At 69.6% G+C, this 19401-nt stretch carries 4 protein-coding genes; all 4 read right to left on the bottom strand.

Translation table 11 applies throughout. The annotated features are described in order from the left end of the window. Positions 1-32: 32 nt before the first annotated feature. From ACZ303_RS29820 to ACZ303_RS29805, 4 genes are read right to left on the bottom strand one after another with little or no spacing between them, the layout of a single operon-like run. Positions 33-242 carry an MbtH family protein gene (locus ACZ303_RS29820; protein ID WP_467343591.1) on the bottom strand — a complete coding sequence of 70 codons (210 nt, stop codon included), beginning with the start codon at positions 240-242 and terminating at the stop codon, positions 33-35. Then, positions 239-9661 (bottom strand): amino acid adenylation domain-containing protein, encoded by a 9423-nt coding sequence (locus ACZ303_RS29815; RefSeq protein WP_467343590.1) that lies wholly within the window; start codon positions 9659-9661, stop codon positions 239-241. Before ACZ303_RS29815 ends, ACZ303_RS29820 begins: the two co-directional genes overlap by 4 nt. 5 nt (positions 9662-9666) lie before the next feature. Beyond that, complete coding sequence (locus ACZ303_RS29810) at positions 9667-17610, bottom strand: amino acid adenylation domain-containing protein (protein WP_467343589.1); 7944 nt, start codon at positions 17608-17610, stop codon at positions 9667-9669. After that, positions 17588-19273 carry a flavin-containing monooxygenase gene (locus tag ACZ303_RS29805; protein WP_467343588.1) on the bottom strand — a complete coding sequence of 562 codons (1686 nt, stop codon included), beginning with the start codon at positions 19271-19273 and terminating at the stop codon, positions 17588-17590. Before ACZ303_RS29805 ends, ACZ303_RS29810 begins: the two co-directional genes overlap by 23 nt. Between the last annotated feature and the right edge of the window lie 128 nt (positions 19274-19401).

Below are 19401 nucleotides of genomic sequence, written 5' to 3'. Positions count from 1 at the left end.
CCCGCGGGCTCACGCGCCTGCGGGCTCACACCTCACTGCATCGCCTCGCGCAGGCTCCTGGGCCGCATGTCGGTCCAGTTCTCGTCCACGTACGCGAGGCTCTCCGCTCGCCCTGCCGGCCCGAACACCACGCGCCAGCCATCGGGTACGTCGGCGAACGTGGGCCACAGCGAGTGCTGGTCCTCGTCGTTGACCACCACGTAGGACTCGCCGTTTTCGTCATCGAACGGGTTCACGGTCATTTCCCCTCTTTCATGATCTCGTTGAGGATGCGGCCGATTTCAGCCGCTTTTTCGGGCCACATCATCTCGTTGTGCGCACATTCGATCTCGAAGCGCTTCACAGTGCCGTCGGTGAACTCCCGCCATTGGACGTCCAGTTCCACCTCGAGCTGCCGTCGTTCGCGGGTTGCCTGGTCGATGAGGGCGCAGAAGAAGACCATGTCTCCGCGGAACGTCGGCGAAGTGAAGCGGGTCATCAGCTCCGTGTGCTCGATGAAAAGGGCAGTGGCCGTCTGAACGAGCGATTCGAACTCCGCCATTCCCGCCAGATGACCCATGTAATGCGCGAGGTACCTGCGCACCAGTGATGCGTCGGGAGTCTGGAAGTCAGCGAAGTAGCTCGAAGGGCCCGAATCGAGTACGCCCAGGAGATCCACCTCGCGTCCCCGGCGCTGCAGCTCGCCGGCCACCGCCTGGGCGATCGGCCCTCCCAGGGACCAGCCCAGGAGGTTGTAGGGACCTTCCGGCTGGACGCGCAGCATCTGGTCGGCCCAGTCGTCCACCATGCTCTCGATCGAGGTCGCCCGCGGGTCCCCGACGAACCCGCGAGCCTGCAGCCCGTAGACCGGCCGCGAGCGGTCCAGGTGCTGGGCGAAGCTGAGGTAGGCCCAGGACAGCCCGCCGCCCGGCGGCACCAGCCACACCGGCGCCTTGTCACCGTCGGTCCGGATCGGCAGCACCACCGAGAACGGGTCGTCGAACTCGACGTCCTCGCGATCGGCCGACAGCTGTTCCGCGATCTCGCCCACGGTCGGGTGCTGGAACACGGTTCTGACGGGGATCTCGAAGCCCAGCTCCGCGCGGATCCGCCAGATGAGCCGGATGACCTGCAGGGAGCTGCCACCGCAGTCGAAGAAGTCGTCGTCGATCCCAATCCGGTCCATGCCCAGTACTTCGGCGAACAGGGCGGCCAGTTCCGCCTCCAGGGGGGTGCGCGGCGCGCCGTAATCCCCGTCGGCAGGGTCCGTCTCGGGCAGTTGGGCGCGGTCGATCTTCCCGCTGGTGGTCAACGGCATTCGTTCGAGGGCCATGATGTCGTTCGGCACCATGTAGTCCGGCAGCTCGGCTGCCAGTTCCTCCCGCAGCCACGAAGGCAGCTGCGACACTCGGCGGGCTACCGCGGGCGCGTTCACCATCTGCCGTGACCCGGTTTCCGTCGGCCGGTACACACCGTCGCAGCAGTGCGCACTGCCTTCAGGAATGATCACTGCCTCGAACCAGCCGGGCGCCTCGGCGGACCAGGTGCAGTAGACCGCATAGCCCCGCTCCTTGCCCCAGGTCACCAGTTCGTGCGGGTCGAGGGGCGCCTCCTGCGTTTCAGTGGGGGCACCGCACTCGTCTGCCTCGCTCGCCAGCCTGGCGTTCGGGATCCGGACCAGCCGGAGGCGGCCGCCGTGCTCGGCCAGTGCGGTCTCCAGGTTGGACAGGTCGTGTACGTCCGAGTCCCAGGTCACCGTACGCACGTCCGCGAGGTGCAGCGGCTGGCTCGGCTGCTTGTGCAGGACGACTTCGTAGCGGTGCCGGGTGAGTTCGTTGTGGTACGGGCCCGGCTTCAGCTGAACGTCCACGGCCACGACGTCGCGGCGGGCCTGTGCCCACTGAGTAAAGAAGCCCGGATCGATGACCAGTTCTTTCTCGTTCAGCACGGCACGTTCGACGGCCGTCCGTACGACCGACGGGCCGTCGCCCGGGCGCTGCGCGCAGTGGACGGCCGTCAGGAACTCCCGCAGGGTGCCGTAGTTCCGGACGTCGCCGATGAGGATCCGGCCGCCCGGCGCAAGCCGGTCCAGGGCGACGTCCAGCACGCGGGAGAGATAGCCGGCGTCCGGGAAGTACTGCACGACGGAGTTGAGGATGACGGTGTCGAAGAACTCCGTCGGCAGTCCGTCGGCGACGTCGGCGGCCTGGCACCGCAGCGACACCTTGTCCTTCAGGTCCGGATCCGTGCCGACCTGGGTACCGAGGCGCTCGATGACCGGCTCCGAGAAGTCGGTGCCCCAGTACACCTCGGCCTCCGGTGCCAGCGGCCCGAGCAGGAGGCCCGAGCCGACCCCGATCTCCAACACCCGGCGCGCCTGCAGGCCGCGCACCCGTTCCACCGTCGATTCACGCCACTGGCGCATCTCGGACAGCGGAATGGCCTCGCGTGTGTAAGAGCTGTTCCATCCGGTGAAGTCGTTGCCGATCCCGGTGGCATCTGTCACGGTCTCGCCGTACATCGAGTCGTAGATCGCGCGCCACTTCTCGACATGCTCGGTCACGTCCGCTTCCGAGCCCTCCGGTGCCTGCGGGACAACGTAGGCCACCAGGCGCCGCTCCCCATGCCGGTCCTCCCGGGCGACCACGACCGCTTGCGCCACGCCCTCCCGCTTCTGCAGCGCCGCCTCGATCTCGCCCGGCTCGACGCGGAGACCCCGGACGGTCAACTGGTCGTCGACGCGGCCCAGGAACTCGAGTTGCCCACGGTGGTTCCAGCGAACCAGGTCACCGGTGCGGTACATCCGGTCACCCGGCCGCCCGAACGGATCGGCGACGAATCGCTCGCTCGTCAGACGCGGACGGTTCGCGTACCCGCGTGCCACCCCGTCGCCGCCTATGTAGAGCTCGCCCACCACGCCCTGCGGCACCTGCCGCAGCCGGCCGTCGAGGACGAACAGGCGGCCGCCCTCCATGGGTTCGCCGATCGGCAGCGGTCCCTTACATTCGGCCGGCGAGGACATCCGGTACCGGGCCGCGAAGACGGTGGCCTCCGTGGGACCGTACCCGTGCACGACGGTGGTCGTGCCGTCGCCGTCCAGCAGCCGCCGCACGGCGGTCGGCGACAGTACGTCGCCGCTGGCCCACACCTCGCGCACCTGGGCGAAGCACTTGAGGTGATGCTGCGTGATCACGTCGAACAGGCCGGAGCTGAGCCACAGGCCAGTCACGCCCCGCTCGGCTATGACCGTGGCCAGCCGCGCCGCGTCCAGCTTCCCGGGCGGCGCGACCACGGCCGCTCCGCCGTGCAGCAGCGGCACCCACAGCTCGTACGCCGATGGGTCGAAGGTCTGCGGGGTGTGCACTAGCACCCGTTGGTGGGCGCCGCCTGCCCAGCAGGGATCGAGCGCGACATCGAGCACATTCCGATGGCTCACCTCCACACCGTTCGGCGTCCCGGTCGAGCCGGAGGTGTACATCACGTAAGCGATGTGCTCCTCATCGAGGCCGTCGGCGTCCGGCGGCAGCGTCGGGTAGCCCTCCAGGTCTTCCTCGGCCAGCCGATCGTCGACCACGACGGCCGGATCGACGTCGGCGAGCATGAAATCGATCCGTGCTCGCGGATAGGCGGGGTCGACCGGCATGTAGCAGGCGCCCGCCTTCAGCGTTCCCAGGACCGCCGCGACCATCATCGGGGACCGCTCCATGCGCAGCGCCACCCGGCGGCCGGGGCCGGCGCCGCGCTCACGGAGGTAATGGGCGATGCGGTTGGCCCACCGGTCGAGTTCGCCGTACGTCCAACTCTCGGCGCCGTCGGCCGCCATGAGGGCGACGGCATCCGGCTGCTTCGCAGCTACGGCGGCGAAGCGCCCGGGGATCGTCCCGGTGGCGCGATCGGTGCCGCGGTTGCGGCCCGTCCATTGCTCAAGGGTTGCCAGGTCGTCCTGGGTGAGGATCTCCACCGCGCCGATCGGGGTATCCGGTGCATCGACCCACTGCCGCAGCATGTACCGCCAGCGGTCCACGAGTCCGGTGACCGTATCTTGGTCGAAGAGCTCCGTCGCGTACTCCGCGACGCCGGCGATCCGGCTCGTCCCCTCGGTGCTGGTTCGCTCGGTGAGGTTCAGGAACAGGTCGAAACGGGAGACGCCCATGTCGACCGGCTCGTGGGACACGGTCAATCCCGGCAGTTCAAAGACCGGTTGCAGGTTGTTCTGCAGGGCCAGGCACACCTGGAACAGCGGGTGGTGCGCGGTTGAGCGCACGGGGTTCAGCTTCTCGACCAGGTGCTCGAACGGGATGTCCTGGTGGTCGTACGCGGCGAGGCTGACCTCTCGCACCCGGTCCACCAGTTCGGTCAGGCTGGGGTTCCCGGTGATGTCGACGCGAGCCACCCAGGTGTTGACGAAGAAGCCCACCAGCCGGTTGAGCGCTTCGTCGGTGCGCCCGGCGATCGGCGACCCGATCGGGATGTCGTCCCCGGCGCCGAGCCTGCTGAGCAGCCCCGCGAGACCCGCTTGGAGCACCATCGAAACAGTGGTCCCGGTGCTGAGGGCCAGCTGCCGGATGTTCTCAGTCAGCGCCTCGTCGAATTCCACGGGCAACACTTCACCGGCGAACGACGCGACATCCGGCCGGGCCCGGTCCTTCGGTAACTCCAGCGACTCCGGCAGCTTGGCGAGCTGCTGCGTCCAGTAGTTCAACTGGCGCCCGTACAGGCTGTGGGGTTCGTCGCCGCCGAGCAGGTCGCGCTGCCACAGCGTGTAGTCGGCGTACTGGACCGGCAGCGGGGCCCATTGCGGGCGCTGCCCGTCGCACCTGGCGGTGTACGCCGCGGTGAGGTCCTCGGCCAGCGGGCCCAGCGACCAGCCGTCCGCCGCGATGTGGTGCAGCGGGAGGAGCAGCACCGCGTCGTGTTCGCTGACGTGGAACAGCGCGGCGCGCACCGGTATCTCATGCGCCAGGTCGAACGGCCGGCGCGCCTCCGTGCGCAGCGCGTCCTGCAGGCCCGCTTCGGCGACCTCGTGCTCCTGCCAGGGGATCTCCAGCCCGTCCGGGTCGAGGACCCGCTGGTAGGGCGTCCCGTTCACCTCGTCGAAGACGGTGCGCAGCGACTCGTGCCGAACCACGACGTCGCGCACCGCCTGGCGCAGCGCGTTCGCATCCAGCTTTCCGCGCAGCCGCATGGACAGCGGGATGATGTAGGTCGCCGACGGTCCTTCGAACCGGTGGATGAACCACAGCCGTTGCTGTGCGAAGGAGACGGGGAGCCGTTCGGGCCTCGGCTGCGGCCGCAACGGCGGCCTGACCGTCCGCTGGTCCGTCAGATGGGCCACCAGTTCGCCGACGGTCGGCGCCTCGAAGATCGTCCGGATGGGTATCTCGACACCGTGCGCGGCACGGATGCGGCTCACCACGCGGGTGGCCAGCAACGAGTGGCCGCCGATGGTGAAGAAGTTGTCGTCCACGCCGACACAGTCGAGCCCGAGGACACCGGCGAAGATCTCGCACAGCGACTCCTCCTCAGGCGTGGACGGGGCCCGGCCGCGCCTGGCGGCGGCGTACTCCGGCACCGGCAGAGCCGCCCGGTCGAGCTTGCCGTTCGCGGTCAGCGGCACGCTGCCGATCGGCATGATCACCGACGGCACCATGTACTCGGGCAGGGACTTCGTGAGGTGCTCGCGCAGGATCGCCGGGAGTGCGGTGATTCCCGCGGCGGCGGCCGGGTCGTTGATCCACGTGCCGGCGCCCGCCACTGGGACGTAGGTGCCCGACAGGGCCTGGTGCTCGGTCGTGGCGTCGGTGAACAGGACAGCCTCGAACCGGTCGACGGCGCTGCCCGACCAGGTCAGCGCGGCCTGCCAGCCCTGCCGCGCAGCCCAGGCCGTCATCTCGTGCGGGTCCAGCGGCGCCGGCATCGGAGGCTCGGACTCCTCCAGCCCCAGCTCACGCGCCGCCGCCACCTCCTGGGCGACGCGCGCGTTGGGGATGCCGGTGATCCGTATCGCCGTCGCGTCCAGGTCGCGGACGCGGCCGGCCAGACCGTCGAGGTCGCCGTCCCACTCCAGGCGCGGGACCGCGTCCACCGCGCGGGGCCGGTCTGCGGCCGTTCCGCCCGGCTTGTGGATGACGACCTCGTACCGGTGGCGGGTCAGCTCGTTCTGGAAGGCGCCGCCCTTCAGGCGTACGTCGATGCCGGCCGCGCCCGCGCGCTCGGCCCAGCGGTGGAACCACTCGGGGTCGACGACCAGCTCCTTCTCCAGCAGCAGGGCCTGTTCCACGGCACTGCGCAGCTGGGCCGGCGGGACGTTGCCGTGCTTAGCCCGCTGGACGGCCACCTGGAAGGGGCGCAGCGAGCGGGCCCGGCGGATGTCGCCCAGCACGAGCCGACCGCCTGGCTCGAGCGTCTCCCAGGCGCCGTCGAGCACCTGCTCCAGGTAGCGCTCGTTCGGGAAGTACTGCACAACGGAGTTGAGTACGACGGTGTCGAAGATCTCCGATATCCCGCTCAGGTCGTCCGCGCGTCGGCACAGCAGCCGCACCCGCTCGGTCCAGCCCGCCTCGGCCACCTGCCGGCCGAGCCGTTCAATGACCGGCTCCGAGAAGTCGGTCGCCCAGTATGCCTCCACGCTGCCCGCGATCCGCGCGAGCAGAAGGCCGGTCCCGGCACCCAGTTCCAGCACGCGCCGTGGCGTAAAACCGAGGATTCGGTCCACCGCGGCGTCCTGCCAGGCCCGCATCTGTCCGACCGGGATGGGCTCGCCGGTGTAGCTCGACACCCACAGGTTGAAGTCGTCGCCGAAGTCCCGGTCGGTGACCTCCAGGTAGCCCTGGTCGTAGATCTCCTGCCACTCCCGGACCTGTTCGTCGGCGGCGACCACGCTCTCCACCGTGTCGAGGTCGGGCAGGACGTACGAGACTAGCCGCAGGTCGCCGGAGGAGTCCCTGCGGGTGATCGCGACGGCCTGGCGCACCGCGGGGTGGCGGCTCAGGGCGTACTCGACCTCGCCGAGCTCGATGCGGAACCCGCGCACCTTCACCTGGCCGTCGGCGCGGCCGAGGAAGCAGATGTTGCCGTCCGGGAAGAAGCTCGCGCGGTCGCCCGTGCGGTAGATGCGCCGGCCAGGGGCGCCGCCGAACGGGTCGGCGATGAATCGCTCGGCCGTGAGGCCGGGGCGGTTGACGTACCCGAGTGCGGTGACCGGCCCGCCGATGTAGAGGTCGCCCTCGACGCCGACCGGGCACGGCTGAAGCCTCTCGTCGAGCACGTAGTAGCGCGCGTTGTCGATGGGCCGCCCGTAGGGGATGCTGCGCCACTGCGGGTCGATCGCGCCGACCCGGAAGAAGTTCGACCAGACCGTCGCCTCGGTCGCGCCGCCGAGGCTGACGACCTCGGCGCGCGGGAAGGCCGCGCGGACCTGGTCCGGCAGGGACAGCGGGATGTAGTCGCCGGACAGGTAGATCAGGCGCAGGTCCTTCACGCCCGGATGGCCTGCGGCCTGCGGCAGCAGCGGGACCAACTGGTTCAGCGTGCCCGGTACCGAGTCCCAGAACGTGATCGGCTCCGACAGCAGGACGTCGAGCAGCATCTCGGGGTCGCGCTGCTGCATGGCGTCGGCGATGTAGAGGCCGCCGCCTGCCCCGAGCAGGCCGAAGATGTCGAACACGGACAGGTCGAAGTCCAGCTGTGTGACGCATAGGCTCACGTCGTCGGGACCGAACTCGAACATCCGGCAGCACCAGTTCAGCAGGTTGTGCACCGGCCGGTGCGACACGGTGACGCCCTTGGGCTTTCCGGTGCTGCCCGAGGTGAAGATGATGTACGCCGTGTTGTCGGCGCTCGCCACGGGCTCGGGGTTGATCTCACCGTCCAGGGACAGGGCCATGCCGGCACTGCCGACGTCGAGGAGCTCAACGCCGGCCGGGGGCGTCCACTTGTTGGTGTCCTGGGTGGTCAGCACCAGCGTCGACGACGCGTCGGCCAGCATCCCGGCGACCCGGTCGGACGGCAGCGACGCGCCGATGGGCAGGTACGCTCCCCCGGCCTTGAGCACGCCGAGGACGGCCGCCACCATGAGCGGGCCGCGCCGGACGGCCACACCCACCACGGTCTCCGGCCCCACGCCGCGGCGCTTGAGGGTCCAGGCGATCCGGTTCGCCTGCCGGTTCAGCTCCCGGTAGGTCATCGTGCCGCCCGCCCAGCGCACGGCGATGGCGTCGGGCCGCGCGGCGGACTGCCGCTCGAACGGTAGGTGGATCGGTCCCGGGCAGGGGAACTCGCGGTCGGTGTCGTTCCATTCGTAATGGATCTTCTCGCGCTCGCCGGAGCCGACCGGCTGCTCGTCCCGCGCGGCTGGCATCAGGGGCACGTCGAGGGCGGCGACGCCGACGCCGGGGTTCTCGACCACCTGCTCCAGCACGCGCAGGTATCGTGCCGCGATCGCTTCCACGGCGGCCGGGCTGAACAGGTCGGTGGCGTATTCGAGGTCGACGGTCACCGACTTGCGCGAGGGATGCGGCATCAGGTTGAAGAACAGGTCGAACTTCGCCGTGCCGGTGAAGACCGGCTCCATCGAGGCCGCGATGCCGGGCAGGTCGAGCTCCTGGCGGACGCTGTTCTGCCAGGCGAGGGTGACCTGGAACAGGGGGTGGTGCGCGATGGACCGCTCGGGTCGCAGCAGCTCCACCAGCCGCTCGAAGGGCAGGTCCTGGTGGTCGTACGCGGCGAGAGCCTTCTTGCGAACCTCCTCCAGGACCTGCGAGAACGAGCCGCCGGCGGCCAGCCGGACCCGCAGCACCCAGGTGTTGGCGAAGAAGCCCACGAGGTCCTCAAGCGCCTCGTCGGTACGGCCCGCGATCGGCGAGCCGAGCGTGATGTCGTGGTCGCCGCCGAGCCGGTGCAGCAGGGCGGCCAGCGCGGCCTGGAACACCATCGGCACGGTCACGTTGCGCGCCTGCGCGAGCCGCTCCGCCTTCTCGAGCAGCGCTTCGGAGATCTCGAACCCGTGGTTGTCGCCGCGATAGCTCGCACGGGCGGGACGCGGCCGGTCGGCCGGCAGCGCGGTCGGCCGGGAGACCCCGTCCAGCTCTTGCTGCCAGTAGCGCAGCTGGGTCGAGAAGATGCTGTCGGGATCGGGTTCGTCGCCGAGCAGCTCACGCTGCCAGAGCGCGTAATCGGAGTACTGCACCGGCAGTTCGTCCCAGTCCGGCGCCGCCCCGGCCGCGCGGGCCCGGTAGGCGGCCGAAAGGTCCCGGGTGAACGGGCCGAGCGAGCCGCCGTCGCCCGCAATGTGGTGGATCACCACCACGAGCAGGGCCGAGTCCGGCTCGGGGCGCAGCAGGTACGCCCGGATCGGCAGGTCGGCTGACAGGTCGAAGCCCTCGCAGGCCGAGGCGGCGACGATGCTGTCGACCTGGTCCGGGGGCACCCAGCCCCAGTCGGTCCAGGGCAGGCTCAGCTCGGCCGGCTCGACGATTCGCTGCCGCGGCTGCCCGTCCAGCTCGTCGTAGACGGTGCGCAGGATCTCGTGGCGGGTCAGGACGTCCAGGAACGCGGCACGCAGCCCGTCCGGGTCGATCTGCCCACGCATCCGGATCAGAATCGGGATGTTGTAGGTCGCGGTCCGGCCCTCGAACCGGTTGATGAACCACATGCGCTGTTGCGCGTACGAGAGGGGCGCCACTCTTGCTACCTTTCGGTCATCCTGCGCAGAGGCTTCCGGACTGAGGTCGACAGGTCGCTCCAGCGCCGGGCGAGCTCGGCGACGGTCGGTGCGGCAAAGATGGTGCGGATCGGTATCTCGACGCCCATGTCGGACCGCACCCGCGCCGCCAGCCGAGTGGCCAGCAGCGAGTGCCCGCCGAGGGCGAAGAAGTCGTCGTCGACGCCGACCCGCTCCGCGCCGAGGATCTCAGCGAAGAGCCCGCACAGCGCGACCTCCCGGGGCGACTGGGGCGCGCGGTACTTCGCGCTGCTCGTCTCGGGCCGGGGCAGTCGGGAGCGGTCCAGTTTCCCGTTGGCCGTCAACGGGATGGCGGGGAGGGCGACCACCGCCGACGGGACCATGTAGTCGGGCAGCTGCTCCCGCACGAATTGCTGCAACTCCCTGGTCGGCGGTATTTCGGCTGCGTCGGCGGCGACGGCATATCCGACGAGGCGCTTGTCGCCGGGCTGGTCCTCCCGCACCGTTACGACGGCCTCGCGGACGGCCGGATGCCGGGTCAGGGCGTGCTCGACGTCGCCGGGCTCGATCCGAAAGCCCCGGAGTTTGATCTGGAAGTCCGCCCGGCCGAGGAACTCGATCTCCCCTGTTCGCGACCAGCGGGCCAGGTCTCCGGTGCGGTACATCCGCGCGCCCGGCGGGCCGAACGGGTTGGCCGCGAACCGTGTGGCGGTCGTGCCCGGTTGCCGGTGGTATCCGCGGGCCAGGCCGTCTCCTGCGATCCACAGGTCGCCGCCGACGCCCGGCGGGACGGGTCGGAGGGCCGGGTCCAGGATCAGGACCTGGGTGTTGGCGATGGGCGTCCCGATCGACGACGGCTTGCCGGCCGTCACGTCCGCGAGGGTCGACCAGATGGTCGTCTCGGTGGGCCCGTACTGGTTGATCACCTGCGCGGCGTGGGCGCAGAGCCTCTCGGCGAGCGGCGGGGGCAGCGCTTCGCCGCCGGTCAGGACGCGTATGTCGGCCAGGCGGCGCACGTCGTGCGTCGCGAGCATCTGCCACAGCGCCGGGGTCGCCTGCATGACGGTGACGCCGGCCTGAGAAATGAGGTCGAGCATGGCCTGCGGGTCGGCGACCTGGTCGCGGTCGGCGAGCACCACGCGCGCCCCGGTCGTGAGCGGCAGGAACACCTCCAGCGCCGCTATATCGAAGGCGATCGTGGTGACGGCGGCGAAGCGATCGGATGCCGAAAGGCGGAGGGTTCGCTGCATGCTCGCCAGGAAGTTGGCCAGGGCGCCGTGGCCGACGACCACGCCCTTGGGCCTGCCGGTCGAGCCCGAGGTGTAGATGGTGTAGGCGGCCTGGTCGGGGGCGGCGGCGAGCGCGGGGTCGTGCGCCGGGTGGCGCGACAGGTCTGTCCGGTCCAGCAGGGCCTCGTCCAGCACCAGAGAGGCCGCGCAGTCGTCGATCACGGACCGCACCCGCGCGGCGGGATAGTCGGGGTCCACGGGCACGTAGCAGCCGCCGGCCTTCCCCACCGCCAGCAGCGCGGCCACCAGGTCCGCCGAGCGGGGCAGCAGGACAACGACCCGGCTCTCGGCGCCGATCCCCTCCGCGATCAGCCAGTGCGCCATCCGGTTGGCACGCTCGTTCAGCTCCGCGTACGTCAGGCGCCGCTCCCCCGCCTCCACGGCCACCGCGTCCGGTGTCGCCGCCGCCTGCTGGGCGAACTGCTCGTGCACGCACCCGGGCAGCACCTCGAGCGCGGTGTCGTTCCAGTCGTGGACCACCAGCCGCCGCTCGGCCTCGGACAGGACGGCGATCGCCGCGGTACGGATGCGCGGGTCGGCCGCGAACTGCCGCAGTACCCGGGCGAAACGGTCCGCGATCTCCTCCGCCGTGCTCGGATCCAGTGCGTCGGGGTGGTATTGAAGGGTCAGGCTCAGCAGCGGATCGGCCGCGGCGAGCACGGTCAGCGGGTAGTGCGTGGGCGCGTAGGGCCGGATCCCGGTGACCGTCAGCTCCGCTGACGCGCCGGCCTTGGACAGCGCCGCCCGGTCCACGGGGAACGACTCGAAGAGCACCAACGTGTCGAAGAGCGTGCTGAGTCCGGTCGCCCGCTGGATGTCGCCGAGCCCGACGTGGTAGTGGTCCAGCGTCCTGGCCTGGGCGTCCTGGACCGCATGCAGCATGCTTTCGAGGCTGTCGGCGGGCTCGCATCGCACCCGCACCGGAACGGTGTTGGTGAACATGCCGACGACGGTGTGCACGCCGGTCAGTTCAGGCGGGCGTACGGTGACCGAGCTGCCGAAGACGACGTCGGAATTCCCGGTGAGCTGAGCGAGCACGACCGCCCACGCACCCTGCACCAGGACATTGGGCGTGATGCCGCACGCCGCGGCCTGCCGGACCACGAGGGATGCTTCCTCGCGCGTGAGCCTGACGTCGACCTGACCGACCTCGGTGGCCGTCTGCCCCCCATCGGCGCGGGTCAACCCCGCGGCCAGGAGGGTGGGCTGCGGCAGGTCGGACAGCTCTTTGGCCCAGGCCTCGATCGCCTGGCTCTCATTCTGCCGCGAGTGCCAGCGAAGGAATTCGCGATAGCCGTGCTCAACCGGTTCCAGGTCGTCGGCCCCACCGGCGTACAGGTGCATCAGCTCCTGCTCGATGAGCGGCAGCGACCAGCCGTCGAACAGCACGTGATGCGCAGTCAGCGCGAGTTCGGCCCGCGTCGGGGTGAGAGTGACGAGGGTGAACCGGAGCAGCGGCGCGGTGTCCGGGCGGAACCGGTCCTCCCGTTCCCTTGCCAGGATCCGGTCCAGTCGTTCCTCGGCCCTCGGTCGGCAGGTGAGGTCGACGTGCCGGAAGGGCACCTCGACACCCTCCACGACCACTTGTACCGGTTCGCCGGTGGACTTCGTCGCGAAGGCCACCCGCAGGTTGGGGTGCCGGTCCAGCAGAGTCTGGGCCGCGGCGCGCAGACGCTCCGCAGCCACTGGCCCGCTGATCCGGAACACGAACTGGGTCTGGTAGGACGCGGAGGCGCTGCCGCCGAGCATGCTGTGGTACAGCAGCCCGTGCTGGAGAGGTGTCAGGGGCCACACGTCGCCGACGCGGCCGAAGCGGCTCTGCCAATCGTCCAGGTCCTGCTGACGCACGTCCACCAACGGCACGTCGGAGGGAGTCAGCCCGCTCGCGCCCGTGGTCGCCTGTGCGTGGAGGCCGCGCAGTGCCGTCTGCCAGGCGTCGGCGAGCTGACGAACCTCTTCGGTTGACAGTACCCCGGTGGCGAATGTGAACAGCGCCTGCAACTGTTCGCCGTTCCCGGTGCCGGCGACGAGGGAGTTGAGTTCGAGTGCGGAGATCAGCGGCATGTCCGGGTCCGGTACCGCGACGAGTTCGGCGAATTCCGGCGCGGGTTTCCACGGCACCTCGCGGTCCGTCAAGGAACGGTCGAAGGAGAACCGGCCGAGGTAGTTGAAGCCCACCTCGTCGGCCGGGTAGTTCCGGAGGACCGCGGCGGTCTCCTCGTTGAAGTACCGCAGCAGTGTGTAGCCGATGCCCTGATCGGGCAGGACACGCCGGGATTCCTTGATCCGCTTGAGCGCGTCCGCAGCGGCCGATCCGCCGCCCAGCGCGTCGGCGACGTCGATGCCGGAAAGATCGAAGCGGACCGGGTGGAGCGTGGTGAACCAGCCGACTGTACGCGTCAGGTCGATGCCCGGAACGAGTTCCTCCTGGCGTCCGTGCCCTTCCAGCCGCACGACTGTCCCGTCGGCGTGCGTGCCGCCCCGACGGCCGGCCAGGGCGAGGACAAAGGCGGTGAGGAGCACATCGTCGACGCCGCAGCGGAAGGCGACCGGCACCGACGTGAGCAGATCCCTGCTGAGATCCACGGGAATCGCGACTCGCAGCGTCTGCGCCGTCCTGGTCAGGTCGGCCTTCGGATCGAAGGGCCGGGCTCCCAGCGGGTCCGCGGGCGGTGCGAGTATCCCGCGCCAGAGATCCAGCTCGGCCACGCGCTCGGGCCGTACCGATTCGTCGGCGAGCTGGTCCAGCCATGCCCGTAGCGGCGTTCCCACCGGCGACAGCGCCGGCGTGCGGCCGGATCGGATCTGCTCCGCGGCCTCGGCGAGGTCCGGGACGATCACTCGCCACGACATGCCGTCCACGACGAGGTGGTGGGCGGCGATGAGCAATCTGCCGGGGCCGCCGCCTGATGGTTCGAACCAGACCAGGCGGATCATCTGCCCCGCCGAGGCGCTGATCTGACCGACCGCCTTGGCGGCTTCGTCCTCCAGTAGCGCCCGCCACGAGGGCCCGCTTCGGTCCTCGGGGCACGGCACCCGTCGGATGAGGCGGTCCACCTCCACGGATCCGGGTGGCTGGATCAGCAGCTCGCCGTCGGCCAGCCGGGAGCGCAGCACGTCGTGCCGGTCCAGGACCGCCCGCACCGTCTCGGTGAGCAGGTCGAGGCTCATGTCCGCCGGCAGGGCCAGTACCAGCCACTGGGTCGGCGGGTCCAGGCCCGGTCCACGCTCAGCGAACAGCCGCGCCATGGGCGGCAGCGGAATCGGACCGGCGCCGCCGTCGGCTGGAGTGGCTGCGGTCGGGGCGTCGGTTGGCGTGGCTGCGGCCGCCAGCGCGGCGACGGTGCGGCATTCGAAGACGGTTCGCGCGGTGAGCCCAAGGCCCTCGGCACGGGCGAGCGCCACCACCCGCATCGCCGAGATGCTGTCGCCGCCCAGGGCGAAGAAGTCGTCGTCCAGACCGATACGGCCGGCGCCCAGCACCTCGGCGAAGGAGTCCGCCAGAATCCGTTCCTCAGGGGTCCGCGCCACCCGGTGGGGCCGCCGCGTGACCTGCGGCTCGGGCAGTGCGGCGCGATCCCGCTTGCCGTCCGCCGTCAGCGGCAGGCTGTCCAGCACGACGAAGGTGGCCGGCACGAGGTGTTCGGGCAGCCTTGCTGCGGCAAAGCGCCGCAGCTCGACCACGTCCAGCCCGGCGCTGAAGTCCACGTCCTCGCCGGCGGCGCCCAATCGCCCGGCACTCGCGGGTACCACGTAGGCGATCAGCTGGGCGGAGTGGTCGGGGCCGTTGAGCCGGGCGGCTACGGCGGCTTGGGCCACTCCCTCGTGGGCGGTGAGGCCGGCTTCGATCTCGAAGGGATCAGCCCAGAGGCCGCGTATCTGCACTCGCTGGTCGGCGCGGCCTGCGTACTCGAGTTCCCCGTCGCAGTTCCAGCGGGCCAGGTCACCCGTGCGGTACATGCGCGTCCCGGCGGGGCCGAACGGGCACGCAACGAAGTAGTCCGCGGTCGCGGCCGGTCGGTGCAGGTAACCGCGGGCAGCGCCCGCGCCGGCGATGTAGACCTCGCCGACCACTCCCGCCGGCGTCATGTTCAGCTGGCTGTCCAGCACGTAAACGCCGGTGTTTCGGATCGGTCGTCCGATCGGCACGGAGGACGCCCCGGGCCGGTATGCCCACGAAGTGACATCCAGCGCCGCCTCGGTCGGCCCGTACAGGTTGTGGAGCGGAACGTCGCAGATCTCGTGGAACCGTGCCGCCAGGTCGACTGGAAGCACTTCCCCGCTGCACATGACGCGGCGCAGGCCCTTGCAGGCGGTGGCGGCGGTTTCATCCCGTACGAGCTCGGCGAGCACGGAAGGAACGATGTGGAGGGTGGTGGCACCGGTCCGCCGGACCGCCGCAGCGAGCGCGGCCGCGTCTCGGTGGACGTCGTGCGTCGACATGACGATCGTGGCACCGGCGATCAGGGGCCAGAAGATCTCCCAGACGGAGGCGCCGAGGGATGCCGGGGCTTTGTGCAGCACCCGGTCGGTTTCGTCCAACCGGTATCGCTCCTGCATCGACAGCAGCCCGTTCGCGAGCGCGGCGTGGGTTACGACGATGCCGGCCGCCTCCCGGGCCGGCCCCGACCCGTAGCGCAGGTACGCGGCGTGCTCGCCGGAACAGCCGCCGGCCGGCACGGCGACCGGCGCCGCCTCGGCGTCCTTTGGCGCGGTCGTACGCTCGATGACGCTCGCTTCCCACTGCGGCTGCGCCCCATCGAGCGGCGTGATGGCCAGTCCGTCGGCCCCGGCGACCGTGAGGAGCAGCGCCGGCCGTGCCTCGGTCAGCATTGACTCCGCGCGGTCCGACGGGCAGTCCGGGGCGATGGGAAGGATGGCGGCACCAGCCTTGAGTACCGCGCACACCGCGACCACCAGTTCGATCGAACGGGGGATGGACACAGCCGCGAAACGTTCCGGCCCCGCACCGCATTCGACGAGCCTGCGGGCGAGGCGGTCGGCTCTCGCGGCCAGCTCCCCGTAGGTCAGAACAGCATCCTCGTGGACGACGGCGACCGCCCCCGGATGGGCGGCTGCCTGCTTCTCGAGCAGAACGGGCACCGTCACGCCGTCCAGTTCGACGACGGGACCGGCGCTGCGGTCGAGGAGCGTGGCACGTTCCTCCTCCCCTACGGCGCTGATGTCCCGGACCCGCGCACGGGGGTCGGCGAGGGCCGCACGGACGAAGGCCACGAACCTTTCGGCGAGCCCGGCGACATCCTCATGGGTGTACAGCCCACTGGGCGCGTCGAAACGGACGTACAGGTCGCTGTCCGCGCCGCCGTCCGTGTAGGTGGCGATCCTGACCTCGTCGGGCAGGCCGAACGTCCCGCCGGCGAACCTTCCGACGGCGCCCGCGAGGTCGAGTTCCCTGAAGAAGGGGACGACGCTGATGACGGGACCGAACGGGCTACGGGCATCACCCGCGTGACCGGCCGCGCGCTTGATCAAGGAGACATTGTATTCGGCGTGCTCCAAAACCCGCAGCCGCTCCCTGCGCACCGACCCCGCCAGCTCGACGAAGTCGGCCGACGGCGGCACCTCTACCGTCAGGGGCAAGGCGTTGGAATACAGGCCCAGCGCCTGTCTGATCTTGTCGCTGCGGTAGTTGACGGTGAAGGACAGCATCGGCTTGGGCATGTTGCACAGGCGTTGCAGGAAGGCGGTCGCGGCAGCTGTGATCAGGTCCGCGACGCTCGTGCCAGCCGCGTCGGCGGTCGCCTGCCACCTGGCGATCTCGCTCGCCGCCACGCCGGCGGTGTAACTGGCCACGCCCAACGGTGCGGTCAGGCCGTCCCAGAATCCGACGTCGTCCGCACGCTTCGCGGCCTCCGTGCCCATATCTGTCGGCAGTCGGGCAGCCGTCCCGCCGGCCGTGACGTAGCTCCGCCAGAACTGTTCCGCATCCGCGAACCATTCGGACGACCTGTATGCCGCCTCCCTCTCACCGGCGATCCCGGGTGGGGTGCCCGGCCGCTCCGGCACCGGGGAGCCGGCACGCATGGCGCGGTAGATCTCCGCGATGCGCTGGGAGAGCAGGGTGACCACGCCGAACGCGTCGGTCAGGATGTGATGGAAGATCAGGCATACGAGGTGATGTCCGTCGGCAAGCCGGACTGATCCGATCCGGAACAATGCGTCCGCACCGAGGTCGAACGGGCGGCGGACCTGCTCGGTGAGGAATTCCCGAGCCGCGTGCGCGGGGTCGGCCGCATCGCTGACGTCAACGCGGAAGGGCTCCCACGCGTCCGGCTCCCGGGTGACGAGCCGCAGTTCGTCGCCGTCCCGCCGGAAGTTCACCAGGAGCGCGCTCGCCTCCCCCATGGCCATTTTCAACGCGTCCTCGAGAACCCGCAGGTCCAGCTCGCCCCGAACAGCCCAAATGGTCGTGGTGCTGTTCGGCACCTCAGGCACAAGATTCTGTTCCAGCCACATTGCCTCCTGTGCTGAAGACACACCGCCAGAACCCATGCAGACTCCCCGAAGAAGCAACTCTCGATCGTCACTGACTCGCGGCGGAACACAGTTCGGTCGTTCCGTTCGCAACTCCCCAGTCATGGCCGGCGGAAGCCGCACGTCGTTCGTAATCCCCACTCTAGGAAGGTGTTCTGGTGTCATCGAACCGCCTGAAAGATGTCGGCAAGAACCGGCCAGGCGAGTCATCTCCGCAGCCATCGGCACCCTCGAAGGAATATCCCTCGTGGCCTGCGGCCGCTAGTTCGCGCAGCTTCTCGCGGAACGGTCCGAGGCCCTCGAAATAGAACATCGCCGTCCGCTTCCGTCCTGGGCTTTTCGCGCCGGAGACCCAGGACTTGACCTTCGGGAACAGCGTGGAATCAGCCGACTCCTGGCAGGCGAAGACCCACGCGTCCTCCGCCTCCCGAGTGGCCTCGATGGAGGTCAGACCAACCTCCTCCACCGTCCCGATCAGCTCTGTGATCCACTCCACCTGGGTCTCGATACTCGGAAGAAGGTTGCTGAAGGGGCTGTTCGGGCCGAAAACCATGAACAGGTTGGGGAACCCCGAGACGGAGACCCCCAGATAGCTGCGGGCCCCTTCCTTCCAGTACTCCCCAAGGCTCAGGCCGCCACGGCCGCGGATGTCCACCTGCTTGTAGCTGCCGACGACCGCGTCGAATCCAGTGGCGAAGACCAGGATGTCGAGCGCATGCTCCACGCCGTCTCCGGTCATCACCCCCTTGGGCGTGGCCTCCACGATCGGGGTCTCCCGCAGGCTGACCAGGCTGACATTGTCGCGGTTGAAGGACTCGTAGTAGCCCTCATTGCAGATGGGACGTTTCGCAAACAGGTCTGTCGGCGTCAGCTTCCGTGCTGTCTCCGGATCCTTGACGATCGCCCGGATCTGCGACCTGATGAAGTCGGCCGCGGCCTCGTTGGCCTCCGGGTCAGTGGCTATGTCGCCGAAGGTGCCGAACATGAAGTGGAAGCCGTTGCCGAGTTCCCATGCCTTCTGGAACACTCGTCGGCGCTCTTCGGCCGAGACGCTCATCGCCGGGATGTCGCTCTCCTCGAAGCCGCAGCCGACCCGGGAGCTGCGGATCTGCTCCCAGATCCCGTCGTAGTCGGCGCGTACCGCGGCCTTCTCCTCCTCACCGAAAGGACGGTCGCCCGACGGGACCACATACTGTGGTGTGCGCTGGAACACCGTCAGGTGCGCGGCCGTCCGTGCGGCGGCGCAGGCGAACTGGGTGCCGGTGGATCCCGTGCCGATCACAGCGACCCGCTTACCCTCGATCGACAGATCCTCGGGCCAGGAACCGGTGTGCACAAGGGTGCCCTCGAAGCGGTCAAGCCCTTTGATGTCCGGGAAGTTCCGACTCGAATGCGGACCCAGAGCGCTCACCAAATAGCGTGCGGTGAACTGCTCGCCGCGACTGGTGGTAACCATCCAGACAGCGCGGGGCTCGTCATACACCGCTCCTTCGGCAACCGTGTCGAACTGGATATCCCGGAGCAGGTCATGGCGCTCGACCACAGTCTCCATGTATGCCAGGTTCTCGGACTGCGAGGCGTAGCGTGTGCTCCAGTCCCATTCCTGGAGCAGTTCCTTGTCGAAGGAGTACTTGTATATGTGCCCGGCGACATCCGACATTGCGCCCGGATAGCGGTTCCAGTACCAGGTGCCGCCGACGCCGCTGCCCTTCTCGAAGGTGCGGACGGTCAGGCCCAGTTCGTTGCGGAGTTTGTGCAGCGCACAGATGCCGCCGAATCCGGCGCCGATGACGATGGCGTCGAAGTCGGTCTTTCCCTCGTCGGTCACGGATGAGCTCCTTGCTGGTGGGAGCCGCGAGCAGTTCCTCGGTACAGGCCTGTCCCCGATGGTCCGCGCGACGCCGACCACGCCGCCACGAATCTTTCGCGGTTGTTTCCGTCTCTGTCCCGCATACT

This window comes from Streptomyces sp. NPDC023527 (assembly GCF_055560115.1).
Note: the sequence above shows the minus strand (reverse complement) of the source record. Positions and strands in the feature narration are given on the sequence as shown.